Origin of the sequence: Jeotgalibaca porci, from assembly GCF_011299095.1 — a bacterium.
Classification (GTDB): Bacteria; Bacillota; Bacilli; order Lactobacillales; family Aerococcaceae; genus Jeotgalibaca; species Jeotgalibaca porci.
In genome coordinates this window covers 637,501-656,519 of the sequence record NZ_CP049889.1, presented here as the reverse complement: position 1 = coordinate 656,519, position 19,019 = coordinate 637,501, and the positions used below count along the sequence as shown (strand labels likewise).

Genomic DNA, 19,019 nt, shown 5'->3' with positions numbered 1-19,019 from the left:
GGGTAATTTTTTCGTATTTATTTCTAATTAGTTATATTTCTGTGAGAATTAATCCTCAACGCTATCAATGAAAACGCTTTTTCGTTATAATTAAGTTGAAATTAATGCAGAGTTCCGTTAAGATCGCGGTTCTTGAAACTAACTAATCAATAGTAATTTACAAAGGAATGAATAATATGGAAATAAACAGCCTAGTATTCACAGGCCAGCTTCTGAAAGATCCCCCTTATAACGTAGATACTGGTTTGTTGAATGTAACAGAAAATTTTGATTCACAATATGCAACGGATAAAAAGCTTGGATTTATTTATGCGCCGGAAAGAACGCTTTTCCGCTTGTGGGCTCCGGTGGCTTCTCGAATTGAACTTATTTTATTTAATCATTTATATGAAGATGAAGCGGAACACATCGTGATGAAACAAACGGCTCCGGGAACATTTGAGGTTGAAGTATTACGCGACTTGGACAATACGGCTTACAAATTTGGCGTTTTTTATCCGGATGGTAATTATGTAGAAACAACGGATCCTTATGCGATAGCCGCTACGAGCAATGGGGAGCGGTCTGTTGTCGTGGACTTAAGCAAAACGAATCCCAAAAAGTGGAACCAACGCATGCCGGCATTTACCGCATCAACTGATGCCGTTATTTACGAAGCCAGCGTTCGTGATTTTACTATGGCGGAGTCAAGTGGTGCAACGAACCGTGGGAAATTCCTGGGCGTTATTGAAGAAGGAACGACATCACCGGCAGGTTTAACGACGGGTCTGGATTATTTAAAAGAAATGGGTATCACGCATTTACAGCTGATGCCGATGTACGATTTTGAAACTGTGAATGAAGAAAATCAAACGGAAAAATATAACTGGGGCTATGATCCGCAGAACTATAATGTTCCAGAAGGATCGTATGCAACGGATGCACGTGACCCAAAAACACGAATTCGGGAAATGAAACAAATGATTCAAGGGCTGCATGATGCAGGTATTCGTGTAATCATGGATGTGGTTTACAATCACGTTTATGATCCGGATTCCCATCCCTTTGAATTGGTTGCGCCGGGGTACTATTTCCGCCGTAACGCAGTTGGCAGCTTATCGAATGGAACCGGTGTGGGCAATGACACTGCTTCCGAACGCGAAATGATGAAAAAATACATTCTAAACAGTGTGAAATATTGGACGAAAGAATATCATATTGACGGTTTCCGTTTTGATTTAATGGGAATTCACGATGTTGATACGATGAACGCTGTTAGAGATACGTTGGATGAGATTGACCCTTCGATTATCGTGTTGGGTGAGGGTTGGAATTTAAACACGAGTTTGGCAGAAGAGAGACGGGCGACGAGTATTAATGCACGTCAAATGCCGCGTATTGCGCATTTTAATGATGCCATGCGTACGGCTATCAAAGGTTCGGACATGGACGGCGCGTTTGATACAGGCTTCATTTCGGGAAAGCCGTTTATGGAACAATGGATTGCGATTAACCAACAAGGTGGCTTATTCTACCCGCAGGATATCGCGGGGTATCAACAACCGGATCAAATGGTTCAGTATGTGGAGGCGCATGACAACCATACTTTATATGATAAATTAGTGATTAATATGGCGCATGATGATGAACGGACACGTACACGTCGCCATTTATTGGCGTCGACTTTGGGATTATTAGCCCAAGGAATTCCATTCGTTCATGCAGGGCAGGAGTTCTTACGTACGAAACAAGGACACGAAAACACCTATAACCAAAGTGATGAAATCAACAAAATGGATTGGGACCGCCGGGATACGAAAAGGAAAGAAGTGGCGTACATGCAAGGGTTAATTCGTTTGCGTCATTCCGAGCCGCTTTTCCGTATGCGTAGCTCTGAGGAAATCGCCAAACATATGGAAGTTTTGCAGGCTGATTACTATCAAATTGTCTGGCAGCTGGAAAACGAAACGGATCTGTATTATGTTTTCTTTAATGGAAATGGCGATCCGCGTTACTTCCGTATTGAAGAGGACAATTTCGAGTTGTTGGTTCACGATTGTCAGGTGACTTTGGACAATCCGCGTGTCTGGATTGATACCGATGAAATTAAGGTCGAAGGCTTTTCGACGACGGTTCTCCATAAAAAGAAGTAATTTTGGTACAATAGATTCAAATGAGTAAATGGGGTGTTGCAGTGATTAAACTTGTGGCGATAGATATCGATGGAACACTTGTTAATGAAGAGAAGATTATGACAGCTAAAGTGAAGCAGACGATTCATAAAGCAATGGATCAAGGTGTGAAAATTGTTCTGTGTACCGGCCGTCCCATTGCGGGAATCATGCCTTATTTGGAAGAACTTGAGATGTTTAAGGAAGATGATTTCGTCATTTCACAAAATGGGGCTGTGATTACACGGACTGATACGCGCGAAATCATCGAGGTTTGGCCGTTCGAAAAAGAAATGATTGAAACATTATATGCGTTTGGTAAAGATTTTTCTGCCGAATTTCTGCTTATGAACGAGGAACATTTCTACATGATTACCCCGGATGAAGAAGCGGCTGAGATTCGTCCTGAGTTGCAAGGCGAAGGGGAGACGGTTCGCATGCCTGTTGAATTGACTTCACTGGCTACACTAGAAGGCGATTATGTAAAGACAATGTTCTTTGGTAATACAGCCGAGATTGATGAGGTGGAAGCCGCTTTGCCGGCTGAATTCTACGAAGCCTTTTCCATCGCACGCAGCCAGAACTATCTGTTAGAAATAGGTGCCAAAAACGTTAACAAAGGTACCGCCTTATTAAAATTAGCGGAAGATTTGGGAATTGCACGTGATGAAGTAATGGCAATCGGCGACGGCAATAATGATTATGACATGATTCAAGCTGCAGGTCTGGGCGTGGTAATGGAAAACGGAACCGAGCGTCTGAAAGGCATCGCAAAAGAAATGACGTTGTCGAATGAAAACGATGGTGTCGCACATGCACTTGAGAAGTTTGTTTTGAAAAATAAACAATAATAAGAAACCTGGAGCAAATATGCTTCAGGTTTTTGTGGCTCTATAATATTTGGTGTTGGTGAATCATTTTGATTCACTGGCACCATTTTTGTTTTTAAATGCAAAAAGGCCAGTGAACCCCTATAATTTAGTTACCACACAAAACAATAGGAGGACTCACATGGCCCATACTCATTGTATTAAAAAAATGCTCGGAATAGAAGACCCAAATATATATTTAGATGACATGCCCGTTGTATTCGAAGAAAACAAGCAAGTTAAAAACATCGTTGTCCAAGGGAAATTATCTTACACCCCGCGGTGTTGTAAGAAATGCGGCATCACAAACGATTCCCACCAAGATATCATCAAGAACGGGACGAAGCTGTCCACAATAAAGCTGACCCACATCAATTTCCAGCCGGTTCTCCTGCGTCTGAAGAAACAACGTTTCTTGTGTAAACACTGTGCTCAAACCTTCATCGCTGAAACAAAACTCGTTGAACGACACTGCTTCATCTCCAACATCATCAAACGGACAATCGCGATGGAACTGCGGGAAATCCAGTCCATGAGGTTGGTGGCGCAACACCTTTCCGTTTCCAACAGCACGGTCATCCGAGTCCTTGAAAAAGTGGCGGAGCCATTGGAGGCCAATCATATCTATCTCCCGCAACACCTTTCCATCGATGAATTCAAGTCGGTCAAAAATGTGTCCGGCGCCATGAGCTTCCTGTTTCTTGATGCCCAAAACCACCGGTTGATCGATGTCGTCGAGGACAGACGGCAGAATCAGCTGATTGACTACTTCATGCGCTATCCCAAGGAATCGCGTTATAGCGTGAAGACTGTCACGATGGACATGTATTCCCCGTATCTGGCGGTCGTAAAAGACTGTTTTCCTAAAGCGCAAATCGTTATCGATCGGTTCCATATTGTCCAACACCTGAATCGGGCACTCAATTCGTTCCGTATCCGCGTCATGAATGAAGCCAAGAAAAAAAGCGAGACGGACTACCGTAAGCTGAAGAAACAATGGAAATTGCTTTTGAAAAATGAGTGGGAATTAGACGTCACCGATTATCGGACGCACCGGCTTTACGAGGGACTGGTGACCGAGAAGATGATGGTGGACTATTTATTGCATATCAACCCGCGCTTGCGCCAGGTTTATACCTTGGTGAATGACCTACGTTTCGCCCTCCAAAGGCATGACTTTGACCAATTCAAAACCATTTTAGAAGAATCCAGGAAATATGTACTGCCAAAAAAAGTCCGTACCACCGTGCAGACTTTGTTCAAGTATCAGGAAGGCATCCGGAATGCTTGTCTGTATACCTTGTCCAACGGGGCCATCGAAGGGGTCAACAATAAAATAAAAAACATCAAGCGTTCCGGATTCGGTTATCGAAATTATAGCCACCTGCGTGCACGCATCCTCATCAGTTACCGCCTGACGGCGAGCCAATTTGAGCCGAAGGCACTCCATTACAAGGAGGAAAAGCGCCGACAAGAAGAAAAAGAAAAAGCCAAAGCGAATTAGTTTTCGCTTTGACTTTCAGTTGGTCCACCAACACTATTTGACATAGAACCGTTTTTGTATGTTGTGGATAAATCGGACATGTGCGGGTAATCATGTCCGACTTTCCATACAGATCCAGATCGGATTCGTAATCCATGCCTATTCCTCAAAAAAAAGCCGGGCATTTTACGCCTCGGCTTTCTCGCTCTTAAAAGTCATCAATTTGTGAAATATGGTAATGTTTATTTCCTTGGCGGAAGTTAGAAACGGCTTTGTTAAATTTAATCAGCTCGTCTTCGTACTCCAGAATGGCACTCATCAAGTGGATACCGCTGTACCCTTTTTGATGGACAAAGTCTTGGACGTTACTTTCTTCGCGTGCGTGTTTGAAAAAGTTATCGAGCAGTAGTTTTCGCTCTTCTTTATTTGCTTCGAAGAAATGGACTTGTTCGGGTGCGATTCGGCCACTGAATTTCAACATAATTTGTTCGTGCCCCGTCATCAGCGTTTCCATACGCTCACGAATCGTAATTCGCATGGACTGTGGGAAATTAAAGAAGCTATTTTCATAATCGTGCAATACGAGCAGAACGCCATAAGCCGCACGTGTCGTTCTAATCATACGTCGGTAAATAACTAATTGTTTTTGTTCATCTAATTTATACTTGGTGAAGGGTAATTTACTTTCTTGCAAGAGTTCAAAGAAATAATCCATCCGAGCGAGTTGAACGCGCGCCCATTTTAAGTCTTTGTTCATAATCGCAAAATCAGTGTTTTTCCGCAAACTGGAACTGATCCAGACGAGAAATTCGCTCGTTGCATAGTCGATAATATGGTAAAGTTTCTCACCGTATCGCGGTGGATGAATAAATGTGTTGACCAGAAAGGCAATGATGACACCAATAAAGGTTTCGGCTACACGAATGGCTGCGACATTGTAGAGCGATCCGCTGTCATTTAGCATAATCACAATCATGGTAATCGCTGCCAAGCTAATCACATCACTCAATTTTAAATAATTTAAGATGGCAATGAGAAGGACAGTAGCTAGTCCGATGACGATGACATTGATGTCAATACTGGTTCCAATGATGGCGGCTAGAAAACCACCGATTGTGTTGGCGATGAGTCGGTTCCGCATGGTCGAATACGATTTAGCCACAGAGGGCTGCGTTGAGGGGACAGCAGAGATTCCAGCAATGACGCCTGCATCCACTGAAATCAACTGGGCGAGTATTATTGATAAGGTCACAGCTAGTCCGGTCTTGAACGCACGCGCACCTAATTTCATATTTATTCAGCTCCGGAAAAATATTTTTATCGAGTCATTATATCCTATTTTTACCTTAATTGTAAATCACTAACTGGTTAAAGGCAAAGATTGTGGAAATTGATTGAAAATTTGTTATAATTATGTCGAGTAAAGAAGCCTACCCATCAGAAAGAGGGTCATAATGATGGCACATCCTATGGTAACAGATTCTTTGAACAAGTTAAGAAATGAAAATATCCGGATTACGCCACAACGGGAAGCAATTCTCGAATTTATGGTGGAAACGGACAATCATCCCACTGCGGATGAAATATATCAGGCACTATCAGCGGCCTTTCCGAGTATGAGTGCAGCAACTGTTTATAATAACCTGCATTTATTTACAAAGGTTGGTTTTGTTAAAGAGCTGACATACGGAGACGGCGCGAGCCGGTTTGATTTTACGAATACACAACATTACCACGCGATTTGTGAAAAGTGTGGTGCGGTGCTGGATTTATATTATCCGGTTTTGGATGATTTAGAAGATATTACGGAAAGTCTAATCGGATTCGAGGTCACGCATCACCGGATGGAAGTGTACGGCGTATGTGCGGATTGTCTTGTTCTCCCAAAGTAGTCTTTTCCTTATAGGGGAAAGGCTACTTTTGTTGTATAATAGAAGAAATAAGTTTATATGAAGGGGTAACCGAATGCCAACTTTAAATGATGTTGCCAAACTGGCGAATGTTTCAAAAATGACAGTTTCGCGCGTGATTAATCATCCCGAACAAGTGACTGAGGAACTCCGTGACTTGGTTCACAGAGCGATGGTAGAGCTGGATTACCGCCCGAATAAAGTGGCGAAAGCTCTCGCGCAAAACAGAACATTGATTGTAAAGGTAATGATTTTGGAGGAAATGGATACAACGGATCCGTATTTTATGAATTTGCTTATTGGGATTGCGAGTGAATTGGATAAAAATCATTATGCCTTGCAGTTGATTACGCAGGATAGTATAAATAAAACGGAGTGCGACGGTTATATTATAATGGGCATGCGCGAGAATGATTATGAATGGATTAAGGAGATGCCGAAGCCGGTCGTGTTGTTTGGGGAAAATGACTACGGCGTGACATATGTCGATTCTGATAATGTCGGCGGCACGGTAAAAGCGACGAACTTTGCAATCGAAAGAGGCTATGACAAAATTACATTTGTCGGAATTGACGTGACAGACCGGTTCGAACGTTCGCGTGAAAAAGGGTATTTGGATGCGATGGCTGCCGCCGGGATGGAACCGGAGATTCTGCGTTTTGATAATCATTCGACTCCGACGATGGAATACTTCCGGGAAAATCTGCATATGTATCCGGAAAATACATGCTTCGTTTGTGGATCGGACCGCTTAGCGTTGGGCGTTGAAAATGGGATTTATCAAGCGGGTAAGTCAGTTCCTGGAGACTACGGGGTCATCGGCTTCGACGGCGTCTTGTTGGATCAGATTGCCGTTCCCAAACTGACAACTGTTAAGCAGGACGTCCGCCGAATGGGTGAGTTATGTGCGCAATTGGTATTGAATAAGATTGAGTTACCGAATGAGGAAGTTGAAAGTATCGAGTTTGATACACAACTGGTGATGAGAGAAAGTACAAAATAAACAGGAGCTCGGAAATTGTAAAATTTCCGGCTCCTGTTTTATTTTATAGAAAGAGTTTTCTAATGATGGGATGTAAGTAAGACTTAAACAATAAGTCATAATCCTGTCTGGCAACGGGTCCCCCGGTGTATAAAATTTCATAGGTGACCGCGTCTGTTTCGACTTCAAAATCGGCATTTTGGAAGCCGTTCTGCTGATAGAATTTTTACGTTTCACACGCTGCGCAAAGTTATCTGACATTTCATCGATTTTTTCAATATTGAGAAAAATACGTTTGTCCGGATAGTTCTCCTTCAAAAGGTGAAGGATTTTACTGCCGTATCCGTGTGAACGGAGAGTAGGGTCAATCGCCAAATAAAAAAGATACACAATATCTTGGTAATACGCCACATTTGTCAGACCCACAAACTGGTCGCCGTTGTAAATAGCGGATAGTTTACTGTCACTCTTTTTGGCTTTGTAGAGCAACACCCAAAAAGGCAGACGTTCGAAACCTGGAAATGCATCCAGATACAAGCGCCGCACTTTTAAGAGTGTTTTTAAGTTAGTTACTGATTTTAATTGAAGCATAAGAGATGTTCCTTTCTGAAATGAGCACCTCGCTAGCTTAGTGAAAGTTGAAAATAAAGTCAACTTATTTTTCACACCATAAAACACCAACTGACTTAGAACTTATCCATTCATCTCGATCGATTTAGCCACCGCTGCTTCGACTGCCTGTATAACGGCGTTGCGCAGACCGGCTTCTTCGGCTTTAACAACCATTTCAATGGTCGTGCCACCGGGCGAGCACACGGCATCTTTCAAAGCACCGGGATGCGCGCCGGATTCCAACACCATTTTAGCTGAGCCGAGCATCGCTTGGGCAGCAAACTGATAGGCTTGCGCACGGGGCATACCGGCTTTGACGACCGCATCTGCCATCGCTTCGATAACCATGAACAACAGTGCCGGCGATGAACCGCTCACGCCGATGACGGCATCAAATAGCCGTTCCTCGACAATTTCCGCTTTACCTAAACTCCCGAACAAGGCGACCATTTCCTCTTGCTCATCCTTCGATAACCCTTCGCTAAAGCACAACGCAACCATTCCTTCACCGACTGCGGCTGGGGTATTGGGCATAGCGCGCACGACTTTCACAGGTTTGCCAAATGACTCCGCGATATCGGAAAGTGAAACACCGGCTGCAATATTCACAATGATCGCCTCTGCCTTCACCACATCACGGACTTCTTTAATCACGCTGTCATATAAATGCGGCTTAACCGCTAAAAATAAAATATCGGCTTCGCGTGCAACTTCTTTGTTGTCACCCGTTACCCGAATACCAAAATCAGCATGTAACTCCTGAAGCAAATCAACATTTCGTCTGGAAGCAATCACATTTTCGGCCGTCGTAAAGCCCGCCTCTAAGATGCCTTTCACTATCGCCTGTCCCATATTTCCCATGCCAATAAAACCAATCATTTTCTCCATTCACGCACCATCCGTTCATCTATTTATCTTCTATTATAACAAGAACTTGAACGCATCCAAAACGTAATTTTGGTAACGGTAACAATTTGCTTTCGGAATCGTTTTCAGCGAAACTAGGAGTAAGAGGATTTCTAAGAGGAGGCAGGAACATGGATCCACATACGCCCTGGTGGCATAAAACGATTTTATACCAAGTGTACCCAATGAGTTTCCAGGACACCAACCATGACGGGATTGGCGATATCCCGGGAATTACACGTCGATTGGACTATATCCAGAGTCTCGGTGTGAACATGCTATGGATTAACCCGATTTTTGCTTCACCGAAAGTTGATAACGGTTACGACGTCTCGGACTATATGCAAATCGACCCTCAATTTGGGACGATGGAAGACGTAGAGGAACTGATTCACGAAGCACATGCCCGAGGAATTAAAATTATTTTTGACATGATTTTAAATCATACGTCTGACCAACATCCTTGGTTCCAAGAGGCATTGAAGGGACCGGATAATAAATACCGCAATTATTATATTTGGCGTGATGGGAAAGAAGAAGGTGCGAAAGCACCCAATAACTGGGAAGGTTTCTTCGGGACTTCAGTTTGGGAGAAAGGTCCGCGTGATGATGATCAGTATTATTTCCACTTGTTTGCCAAAGAAATGCCAGACTTAAACTGGGAAAACCCGGATGTACGGCGCGATCTTACGGATATTGCATTGTTCTGGCTGGATAAAGGGATTGACGGATTCCGTCTCGATGCCTTTATCCACATTGTGAAAGAAGCGGGCTATCCGGATCTGGATTTGCCAGAAGGGGAAATTGCCCTGGCGGAACAATACTATGCGAACTTGCCGATGGTGAATCAATACATGCGCATCTACACCACAACCTTGCGCGAGCATTTCCCAGACATTTATATGTTGGGTGAAGCGGCCTCTGCGGATGTTGAATTGGCGCGTTCGTATTGCGATCCCAACCAAGGCGGCTGTAACTCCGTCATTACATTCCGTTACTTTACGATGGATGAAGAGTCGAAAGACCCGCGTTTGAACGGAAATATGCAGGCAACAAACTTACTGTATCAACCTTTTAAAGAAAATATGGATCAGTGGCAACATGCGATGAATGATGTCGGCGGGCCGACGCTTTATTGGAGTAACCACGACATGGCCCGGACTGTTTCCCGAATCGGAAATGACCACGTTTACCGCGACAACTCCGCGAAGATGTTGGCAACGTTGATGTATCTTCAAAAAGGAATTCCGGTTATTTACAACGGTGAAGAAATCGGTATGAAGAATTTGTTCATCGATGCGATTGAGGATTTCGACTCGCCCGAAGCGCAAAAATTCTATGAAAAAGCGTTAGACCTGGGTTATACCCGGGAATGGGCGTTGCACAATTTACGGGAAACGTCTAAAGACTCGGCGCGTGGTGGTATGCAATGGCATGACGGTGATCAAGCCGGTTTCTCAACGGTTGAGCCGTGGAGCGGTGTCAATGTCGAGAAGAAATACAACGTGAAAGAACAGATGATGGATTCCAACAGTATTTTGATTCATTACAAAAAAGTATTGGACTTGAAACGTACAGAATTATTTAACAGTGGCGCCTATCGTTTATTGCTTACGGATGACCATTTCTACGCATACGAACGCGAGCTCGACAACAAAGTCGCAACGATTATCTGTAACGTTACCGAAGATATGCACTATTACGATTTAGAACCTGTTCCTGATAACGGATATCGTCGTCCGATTCTATCCAATGAAGGCGTTCGCCTCATTAAAGGTGGAAATACGGTTCGCTTAGGTGCCTACGGAGCAGTTGTGTTATTGACGGATTATGAATAAGTAGGAGGATGTTTATGGCTTACGATACAAATACAGAACTACGCAACCAAATGATGTACAGTATTTATGTTCGCAATCATACGAAAGAAGGAACATTTAAGGCAATCATTCCGGATTTGCCACGTATTAAAGCATTGGGAACGGATATCATCTGGTTAATGCCGATTCATCCCATTGGAGAATTAATGCGTAAAGGGGAGGCGGGTAGTCCGTATGCAATCAAGGACTACCGCGGCATCAACCCTGCTTATGGAACGCTGGAAGATTTCAAAATGTTGGTGGATGCGATTCATGCGAATGATATGAAATGTATCATTGATGTCGTTTACAATCACACTTCTCCGGACTCGGTTCTCGTAGAAGAACATCCGGAGTGGTTCTACCGCCGTCCGAATGGCAAAATGGGAAATAAAGTCGGCGAGTGGTATGACATCGTAGATTTGGATTATTCACATCAGGATTTATGGGACTATCAAATTGAAACATTGAAGATGTGGTCGGAGATAGTCGATGGCTACCGCTGTGACGTGGCCAGTCTTGTTCCACAAGAATTCTGGTTACGTGCTCGTAAGGAAGTCGCAGAAGTAAACCCGGATACGCTTTGGTTGGCGGAATCGGTTCACCCTCATTTTCTGCGTGAACACCGCGACCGTGGTAACGTTGGTTTATCAGATAACGAAGTATTCGAAGCCTTTGACATCACTTACGATTATGATGTGGAAGATTTCTATACCGCTTATTTAAATAAAGAAATTTCTTTAAAGACGTATTTGAAAATTTTGATGTTCCAAGACGGTATCTATGCGAAGAACTATGTGAAATTACGCTTCTTGGAAAACCACGACCACCCGCGATTCCGTTCACGTGTAGCAGATCCGCGGGCGGTTCGGAACTGGACGGCGTTCTTATTTTTCCAAAAAGGAACAACGTTGGTATTTGGCGGGCAAGAAAAAGGAATCGCGCATTTACCTGATTTATTCAATGTCGATCCCATTGCGTGGGATGAAGCCGATATGGAATTAACCATGTTGATGCAACGCTTGCGCCATCTAAAAGTGGATGCGGCAGTGCGTGAAGGTGCCTATCACTTGGAAGCAGAAGAGGGTGTCGATGTCGTAAACGGTTCTTATGTCTATGAAGGCCGGACGGTTCATGGTCTTTTCAGTTTGGATGGCAAACGTCATGATGTTTCGGTGGAAGTGCCGGATGGTGAGTACCGCAATTTAATAGATACAGAAACAATCGTGGTCAAAGATGGTCTAATCGCTTCAAAAGGCGAGCCGATGATCTTTACACATTTCCACGAAAAACAACCGGTATTTTAATTATTACTATATTGTTACCGATAACATTAAGGAAACGCTTGCAAAAAAGGGTTTTCAAGCTGATAATGGATATGTAATAAAAAAATATGTATAGACATCTAGGAGGATGGAAATATGTTAACAAATTGGAAAAAAAGTAAATTAGGTCTTTTGGCAGCTTCATCTGCTTTATTATTGGCAGCGTGTGGCGGAGGAGAAGAAACAGAATCAGAAGTTGTCAGCTCAACGGATCCTGGTACTGAAGAAACTGCAAGCGGCGATTTCGCTGGCCAAACTTTAAACGTATCAGTCGAAGACGGCTACTCAGCGTTTGTTGAAGAAATTATTCCGGCTTTTGAGGAAGAGTATGGCGTAACGGTTGAAATAACAGAACGTGACATGTTCGAAAACCTTGAAGCACTGCCATTGGATGGTCCAGCAATGCTAGGTCCAGACGTAATGATCGCGCCTTATGACCGCGTTGGTGGTTTAGGACAACAAGGACACTTGCTAGATGTCACATTGCCAGAAGATGGTCGTTACGATGAAACGGATAACTTACAAGTTACAGCGAACGATACAATCTACGGTAGTCCATTCGTAATTGAAGCGTTGGTCATGTATTACAACAAAGCATTGCTGGACACTGCGCCAACAACATTTGCTGAATTAGAAGAATTAACAAAAGATGAGCGTTTTGCATTTGCTTCTGAAGCAGGCAAATCAACTGCTTTCTTATCTAACTGGATTGACTTCTACAACTCATACGGACTATTGGCTGGTTACGGCGGATACGTATTTGGAGCAGATGGAACAGACACAACGGATGTTGGTTTAAATTCAGAGGGCGCAATTGAAGCGATTGAATACGGATCTAAGTGGTTCCAAGAATACTGGCCACAAGGAATGTTAGACAAAACAACTTCTGGGAACTTCATTGATGATCAATTCATCGGCGGAACAGCAGCAGCAATCATCAACGGACCTTGGGGAGCAGCGAACTACCGTGACTCAGGCGTTGATTACGGTGTTGCACCCGTTCCAACACTTCCAAATGGCGATCCATATGCACCGTTTGCTGGTGGTAAAGCATGGGTTATCTCTTCTTACTCAGAAGTCGGCGAATTGGCACAAGAATGGTTAAACTTTGTAACAAACGAAGAAAATCAAACATTGCTATTCGAAGAATTTACAGCTGAAATCCCAGCTAACAACGCTTCACGTAAAGTGATTGCGGATGCTGGTGAAGACGAATTGGCTGTTGCCGTTATCGAGCAATACAACTCTGCAATTCCAATGCCAAACATCCCAGAAATGGCTGAAGTTTGGACAGGCGCAGAAACAATGATGTTCGACGCAGCTTCAGGAAACAAAACGGCTGAAGAATCTGCAAACGATGCAACAGAATTAATTAAACAAAACATCGAGCAAAAATATTAATAAAATCAGTGTAATCTAAAAGCATTTTAGAGCACGTTTATGAAATACCGTTCGGCAGAGACATGCCCTGTCTCTGCCTTTGGTTTTTTTGAAAAAAGGGGGAATTACCGTGGGACAATCAAATGGACGGAAAAAAGTTGTATTTTCCACCGAAGATCAACAACGGATTAAAAAAGCAACACTTCTATCTATCATTCCAGGTCTGGGGCAGCTCTATAATAAACAAACGGCCAAAGCGCTTTTATTCTTTGTCTTTTTAGGCTTTGTTATCATTGAAATGGTAGTATTTGGTGCAGATGCGATTAGTGGTTTAGTAACTTTAGGAACAACACCGCGTGAGGATCACTCGCTCTTTATGATGATCGAAGGGGCCTTGCAAATACTCGTTATGCTTATCTTTGCTTTAATTTGGGTGATTAATATTTACGATGCCAATCGTGTGGCGAAATTAAAAGCGCTGGACCCATCGAATATTAACTACTCACCTAAAGCAATGTTACTGAATGCTTATAACAACGGCTTTGCCTATTTCCTAACGATTCCGGCATATATTGTCATGATTTTCGCGATCTTATTCCCAGTTTTGGTAACGATTTTTATCTCATTCACCAACTATGACTTTTACCATATTCCACCTGGCAACTTAGTCGATTGGGTTGGATTTGATACATTTAAGAACATTGTTTCTTTAAGTACTTACCGTGATACTTTCGGTGCTGTATTCTCATGGACGGTTATCTGGACCGTTTCCGCAACAACCTTACAAGTTGCTATCGGTATTTTTACAGCCATGATTTTGAATCAACCATTTATTAAAGGAAAACGTATCTTTGGAGTTATTATGCTTCTTCCATGGGCGGTTCCTGCGTTTATTACAATCATGTCATTCTCAAATATGTTTAACGATTCCGTTGGCGCAATTAACTCACAAGTTATTCCGTTTATTAATAACTTACCATTTGTCGACATTCCGTCAATTGCTTGGAAAACAGATCCGTTCTGGACGAAAATTGCGATTATTTCCATCCAAGGTTGGTTAGGATTCCCGTACATTTATGTATTGGTATCAGGTATTTTACAATCTATTCCGAGCGATTGGTATGAAGCAGCGGTTATCGACGGTGCAACGAACATTCAAAAATTCCGTTATATTACCTTGCCACAAATCTTTGCGGTAGCAGCACCAATTTTCGTAACGCAATATACGGGTAACTTTAACAACTTCTCCATGATTTACCTGTTCAACGAAGGTGGACCGGGTAGCGTGGGGTCAGGTGCAGGTGCAACGGATATCTTAATTTCTTGGATCTACAAACTGACAACAGGGCAATCACCACAATACAACATTGCTTCGGCAGTAACATTGATTATCTCAGCAGTCGTTATTACGATTTCAATGTTAATCTTCAGCCGGACTCGTGCATTTGAAATGGAGGATTAGAATATGGAAACGAATAAACCTAAAAGAATCCGGACTCAAAAAGGTGCACGCCGTCTCAATAAAATTTTGACCTATACCTACTTAGTATTTATGAGTATCATCATTATTTATCCGCTTTTGATTACGGCAACATCTGCTTTCCGGGGCGGAAACTTGATGGCGTTTGACTTGAAACTGAGCGGACCTTGGACATTAAATAACTTCCGTCGTTTATTCCAAGAAACACTATATCCACAGTGGTATATGAACACTTTGAAAGTTGCAGTTACGACGATGGTTATTCAAGTAGCAGCGATTACGTTAGCTGGTTTCGCGTATAGCCGTTACCGTTTTATTGGCCGTAAACAATCATTGAAATTTTTCTTGATTGTTCAAATGGTTCCAACGACGGCGGCTCTTACTGCATTTTACGTTATGGCGTTGCTACTGGGCGGATTGGACCAACACTGGTTCTTGATTTTCGTTTATATCGGCGGTGGTATTCCAATGAATACGTGGTTAATGAAAGGGTACTTCGATACAGTACCAATGGAGTTGGATGAATCGGCACGTTTGGATGGAGCGGGACATTTACGTACGTTCTGGCAAATTATTTTACCGCTTGTCCGTCCGATGATTGCGGTTCAAGCACTATGGGCATTCATGTCGCCATTTGGTGAGTACTTGCTTGCACGTTTCTTACTGCGTTCGCCAGCAAACTATACAGTAGCAAATGGCTTGCAAACATTTATTAACAACCCGCGTGATCAACGTGTGGCGTTGTTTGCGGCAGGTGCCATCTTGATTGCACTTCCAATCGCAACCCTGTTCTTCTTCTTACAAAAGAACTTTGTTTCTGGTTTAACAGCTGGTGGTACAAAAGGCTAAACATATTTTAGGGAGTTGCGATTGCGTGTACGGCGACCTTCAACTAGAATGAAGAAAATAAAGAAATGTAGGTGGACTCGCATGCAAAATGCAACTTTTCCGTTAAATTACTTTAACAGTATTCTAACGCCGGTGAAAATGTTTCGGGGACGAACACAATTAACGTGGTCAAAAATTATCTTTGTCATCCTGTTCTTAAATGGGCTCATGATGATTCCCATCGTATTGAATTATGCAGACGAAGGTAGTTATAACTTAAAAGGGACCTATCCAGTCCTGTATGACTTGGTAGACGAGGAAGTCGTGACGGCGTTGAACAGCAATGAGCCATTTTTCATTATCAAGGAAAATGGCGTTGTTGCTGGAGGCGAGGATGAAGCGACGGCTTTGGAAGCTGAAAATGTTATATTCTTTGGAGAAACGGAATTATTACTCCAGGAAAAGGATTTACCCTTGTCACGGGTAACGTATACGAAAGATGTAGATTGGGGCGATTCCGTTGAATCTGTCCGATCCGAGATAGGGCGGCAATGGTATTATATGAATCGTGTATTTTTTGTTGCGACCTATTCATTCATGATAGCAGGAATGCTGTTGTTAATGAATGTCTTATTAGTACTGGGTGCCTCGTTCTTTATGTTTTTAGCGGGCAAGTATTCAGAAATGGAAATTGATTCATTTAAAGAGAGTGTCAACATGATTCTAAACGCGATGGGACTGCCAGTGTTGGCGTCATTAGTAATCGGGTTATTTTTACCGGAGATTACGTCAATGATGAGCATCCAGTCAATGGGATTAGTGGTCATGATTATCTTGTTATATTTCAAAACACGTTTTTCAGAAGCATTTATTCAAGCAGAAGAAGATAAATAGAAAGCTGGCAGTATAAAGGAGTGGAGCGAACCGATGAAGCGATTATTTGATATTGATCCGTGGAAAGTGAAGACTTCAACTTTCCAACCAGAAGATAAGAGACTTCAAGAAAGTTTGACATCAATTGGTAATGGGTATATGGGAATGCGGGGGAACTTTGAAGAAGGTTATTCCGGCGATACGCATGAAGGAACTTATTTGGCAGGGGTTTGGTACCCGGATAAGACACGTGTGGGTTGGTGGAAGAATGGTTACCCGGATTATTTCGGAAAAGTAATCAATGCGATGAACATTATTCAAGTTGGTATTACGGTTGATGGGCATCAAGTGGACTTGGCGAAAGATACGTTCCGCGATTTCTATTTGGAATCGGACATGAAGACAGGCGTTTTAACACGTCGTTTTGTGTGGACGAGCGAAGATAAAGCAACTGAAATTCAGTTTGTGTTTACGCGCTTCTTGAGTATCGTGGATAAAGAAATGGCTGTTATCCAAGTAAAAGCGGAAGTTTTGAAAGGTCAGCCGGAAATCTCACTAAAACCGGGATTGGACAATCAGGTTCATAATGAAGATGCGAACTATGAAGAAATGTTCTGGGAACAAGTGAGCGAGAATGTTGCACCTGCAAGTGTGACTGTTCGTACAATTAAAAATAACTTTGGGATTGAACAATTCACGGTAACCGGCTTGATGTTGAATGACGTAACTGGTTTGGAATTGAGCGGTTCAGAAGTTGCTAATTTACAGGCATTTGAAACATATACGGGTCGCGTTTCTGAAGGCGATACAGTGGTACTAACTAAATACGTCGCAATGGTAACGAGTCGTGATGTTGAACCGGCTGAACAAGAAGCAAAAGCAACTGCACTTGCAGAAGCAGCAAAAGCGAAAGGCTTCGAAAAAATGTTGGCAGAGAACGTGGGAGCGTGGGAAGTACGTTGGCAAAAAGCCGATGTTAAAATCGTAGGTGATGACGAAGCCCAACAAGGTCTGCGTTTTAACTTATACGGTTTGTTCTCAACTTATTACGGCGAAGATGACCGCTTGAACGTCGGACCAAAAGGCTTTACCGGCGAAAAATACGGTGGTGCAACTTACTGGGATACAGAAGCATTTATCGTGCCGATGTATTTAGCAGTTGCAGATCCGGAAGTAACACGTAATTTATTGCAGTACCGTCATAATCAATTGGATAATGCGTATGTGAATGCCGGAAAGCAAGGGTTAGCAGGAGCGTTGTATCCAATGGTGACCTTTACCGGGATTGAATGCCATAATGAGTGGGAAATTACCTTTATGGAAATTCACCGGAATGCGGCGATTACACATGCCATTTATAACTATACGAAATATACGGGTGATGAATCATACCGTGTGAACGATGGTTTGGATGTATTAGTAGGAACAGCTCGTTTCTGGGCCGACCGGGTACATTACTCTAAACATGCAGGCAAATACATGATGCATGGGGTTACCGGACCGAACGAATACGAAAATAACGTAAACAACAACTTCCATACAAACCGGATGGCGGCTTGGTCATTGGCATATACATTGGAAACTCTGAAAGGAGCCGACGATTCGAAAGTTAAAGAGTTGGCGGTGACGGAAGAAGAGAAAGAAAAATGGCAAGCTGTTATTGACAATATGTACTATCCTTATGATGAAGAACTAGGTGTTTATGTTCAACACGATACGTTCTTGGATAAAGATTTGATGCCGGTGAGCGATTTGGATGCGTCTGATTTGCCATTGAATCAAAATTGGTCATGGGATAAGATTTTACGTTCGCCATTTATTAAACAAGCCGATGTTCTTCAAAGCATTTACTACTTACGTGATCAGTTTACATTGGAAGAGAAAGAAAGAAACTTTGATTTCTACGAACCAATGACTGTTCATGAGTCTTCCTTGTCACCAAGTATTCATGCAATAATTGCAGCAGAATTGGGACGTGAAGAAAAAGCAGTAGAATTGTATGCACGTACAGCGCGCTTAGACTTGGATAACTATAACAATGATACGGAAGATGGCTTGCACATTACGTCAATGAGTGGGGCATGGTTGTCAATCGTTGAAGGGTTTGCCGGTATGTATGTAACGGATGAAATGTTGACCTTCAAGCCGTTCTTACCGAAACAATGGGAAGCCTATGACTTCAAGATTAACTACCGTGGCCGTTTAGTAGACGTTCATGTAGATAAAGAAGGTGTTCGCTTAACAATTGAAGAAGGCGAATCAATGGAAGTTAAATTATTCGATGAAATCGTTATGATTTCTGATACAATAACAAAAGCGTTACAATAGAGCAATGGAGGGCTGGGAGCTTCCCAGTCCTTTTTAG

The 19,019-nt window shown here is 42.8% G+C and carries 15 protein-coding genes; 12 read left to right on the top strand and 3 right to left on the bottom strand.

Annotated elements, in window-relative coordinates:
* The first annotated feature begins 176 nt into the window (after positions 1-176).
* From pulA to G7058_RS03385, 3 genes are all read left to right on the top strand, one after another.
* Positions 177-2,132 carry a type I pullulanase gene (pulA, locus tag G7058_RS03395; protein ID WP_166062230.1) on the top strand — a complete coding sequence of 652 codons (1,956 nt, stop codon included), beginning with the start codon at positions 177-179 and terminating at the stop codon, positions 2,130-2,132.
* A 20-nt stretch (positions 2,133-2,152) separates the two neighbouring features.
* Positions 2,153-3,001 (top strand): Cof-type HAD-IIB family hydrolase, encoded by an 849-nt coding sequence (locus tag G7058_RS03390; RefSeq protein WP_227004485.1) that lies wholly within the window; start codon positions 2,153-2,155, stop codon positions 2,999-3,001.
* A 160-nt stretch (positions 3,002-3,161) separates the two neighbouring features.
* Positions 3,162-4,523, top strand: a complete 1,362-nt coding sequence (locus G7058_RS03385) for an ISL3 family transposase (protein ID WP_166062228.1) — start codon at positions 3,162-3,164, stop codon at positions 4,521-4,523.
* Between the two features lie 187 nt (positions 4,524-4,710).
* On the opposite strand, the gene G7058_RS03380 is transcribed toward G7058_RS03385, so the two are convergent.
* Positions 4,711-5,793: an FUSC family protein gene (locus G7058_RS03380; protein WP_166062227.1), complete on the bottom strand. Its 1,083-nt coding sequence runs from the start codon at positions 5,791-5,793 to the stop codon at positions 4,711-4,713.
* 166 nt (positions 5,794-5,959) lie between these two features.
* On the opposite strand from G7058_RS03380, the gene G7058_RS03375 reads away from it, so the two are divergent.
* Both G7058_RS03375 and G7058_RS03370 read left to right on the top strand, forming a co-directional pair.
* Entirely contained in the window at positions 5,960-6,394 is a 435-nt protein-coding gene (locus tag G7058_RS03375) for a Fur family transcriptional regulator (RefSeq protein WP_166063695.1), read from the top strand.
* A gap of 73 nt (positions 6,395-6,467) precedes the next feature.
* On the top strand, positions 6,468-7,415 hold the full coding sequence (locus G7058_RS03370; protein WP_166062226.1) for a LacI family DNA-binding transcriptional regulator: 948 nt from the start codon (positions 6,468-6,470) through the stop codon (positions 7,413-7,415).
* On the opposite strand, the gene G7058_RS03365 is transcribed toward G7058_RS03370, so the two are convergent.
* Entirely contained in the window at positions 7,347-7,985 is a 639-nt protein-coding gene (locus tag G7058_RS03365; RefSeq protein ID WP_166062225.1) for a GNAT family N-acetyltransferase, read from the bottom strand. The two genes, G7058_RS03370 and G7058_RS03365, sit on opposite strands and share 69 nt — an antisense overlap.
* Positions 7,986-8,087: 102 nt before the next feature.
* Positions 8,088-8,894 carry a pyrroline-5-carboxylate reductase gene (gene proC / locus G7058_RS03360; protein WP_166062224.1) on the bottom strand — a complete coding sequence of 269 codons (807 nt, stop codon included), beginning with the start codon at positions 8,892-8,894 and terminating at the stop codon, positions 8,088-8,090.
* Positions 8,895-9,043: 149 nt separating this feature from the next.
* Between proC and G7058_RS03355 the strand changes: the two genes are divergently transcribed.
* From G7058_RS03355 to G7058_RS03325, 7 genes are all read left to right on the top strand, one after another.
* Positions 9,044-10,750 carry a glycoside hydrolase family 13 protein gene (locus G7058_RS03355; protein ID WP_166062223.1) on the top strand — a complete coding sequence of 569 codons (1,707 nt, stop codon included), beginning with the start codon at positions 9,044-9,046 and terminating at the stop codon, positions 10,748-10,750.
* A 14-nt stretch (positions 10,751-10,764) separates the two neighbouring features.
* Positions 10,765-12,075 carry an alpha-amylase family glycosyl hydrolase gene (locus G7058_RS03350; protein ID WP_166062222.1) on the top strand — a complete coding sequence of 437 codons (1,311 nt, stop codon included), beginning with the start codon at positions 10,765-10,767 and terminating at the stop codon, positions 12,073-12,075.
* A 114-nt stretch (positions 12,076-12,189) separates the two neighbouring features.
* Complete coding sequence (locus G7058_RS03345) at positions 12,190-13,494, top strand: extracellular solute-binding protein (RefSeq protein WP_166062221.1); 1,305 nt, start codon at positions 12,190-12,192, stop codon at positions 13,492-13,494.
* Positions 13,495-13,603: 109 nt separating this feature from the next.
* Positions 13,604-14,935: a sugar ABC transporter permease gene (locus G7058_RS03340; RefSeq protein WP_166062220.1), complete on the top strand. Its 1,332-nt coding sequence runs from the start codon at positions 13,604-13,606 to the stop codon at positions 14,933-14,935.
* 3 nt (positions 14,936-14,938) lie between these two features.
* A complete protein-coding gene (locus G7058_RS03335; protein ID WP_166062219.1) occupies positions 14,939-15,802 on the top strand; it encodes a sugar ABC transporter permease in 864 nt (287 codons plus the stop codon).
* A gap of 81 nt (positions 15,803-15,883) precedes the next feature.
* Positions 15,884-16,675, top strand: coding sequence for a DUF1189 family protein (locus tag G7058_RS03330; RefSeq protein WP_166062218.1), 792 nt, complete (start codon positions 15,884-15,886; stop codon positions 16,673-16,675).
* 33 nt (positions 16,676-16,708) lie between these two features.
* A complete protein-coding gene (locus G7058_RS03325) occupies positions 16,709-18,982 on the top strand; it encodes a glycoside hydrolase family 65 protein (protein WP_166062217.1) in 2,274 nt (757 codons plus the stop codon).
* Positions 18,983-19,019: the final 37 nt, after the last annotated feature.